A 581-nucleotide genomic window follows, 5' to 3' on the forward strand; every position below is an offset into this window, starting at 1 on the left:
CCTTTCGTCAGAGAGGTCATGGTGGCCCTCTTTTTCAGCACACGAGGAGTGTTCGCGGGCTAGTTGGAGTGCTTGGGCGGTCGGGCCCGCCGCGGCGGGCGCGAGGATGAGCGCGGCTGGCCCAGATCGCTCAGTCGGCGGGTGCATCGTTGGCCCTCTCCTGCTCGGATACACCTGGACCATCCGATGGTTGGGCGAGGTGCTTGTGGAAGAAGGCGAACGTCCGCTGCCAGGCGTCTTCAGCTTCGGGCTCCGAATAGGCAAAGCCGGCCAGCGTTTCGACGATGGTGAATGGCGCCGGGATGCCCGACCTGTTCATGAAGCTGTGCCCGACGTGCGGGTATTCCTTGATGTCGCGATCGACGGAGCCTTTGGCGAGGACGGAGTCTAACGCGCTCGCCGAACCCTGTTTCACGATGCGGTCTTTGGCGCCGTAACTGGCAACGACGGGGCATGAACGAACAAGCGCGTCAATGTTTTTGGGGGCAAGGCCGTAATGGGCGGCGGCCACGTCGAACAAGCCCTGTGGCGAGAGCTGCAGAACAAACCCGGCGCCCATGCAGAACCCCATGAGACCGATC

At 63.2% G+C, this 581-nt stretch carries 1 protein-coding gene; it reads right to left on the reverse strand.

Annotated features, from left to right (window positions below; translation table 11 throughout):
• Positions 1 to 130: 130 nt before the first annotated feature.
• The coding region (locus IMZ11_RS43465; RefSeq protein WP_228649532.1) for a dienelactone hydrolase family protein at positions 131 to 581 on the reverse strand (451 nt) is incomplete at its 5' end.

This window comes from Microtetraspora sp. AC03309 (assembly GCF_020826795.1).
GTDB classification, from domain to species: Bacteria; Actinomycetota; Actinomycetes; order Streptosporangiales; family Streptosporangiaceae; genus Microtetraspora; species Microtetraspora glauca.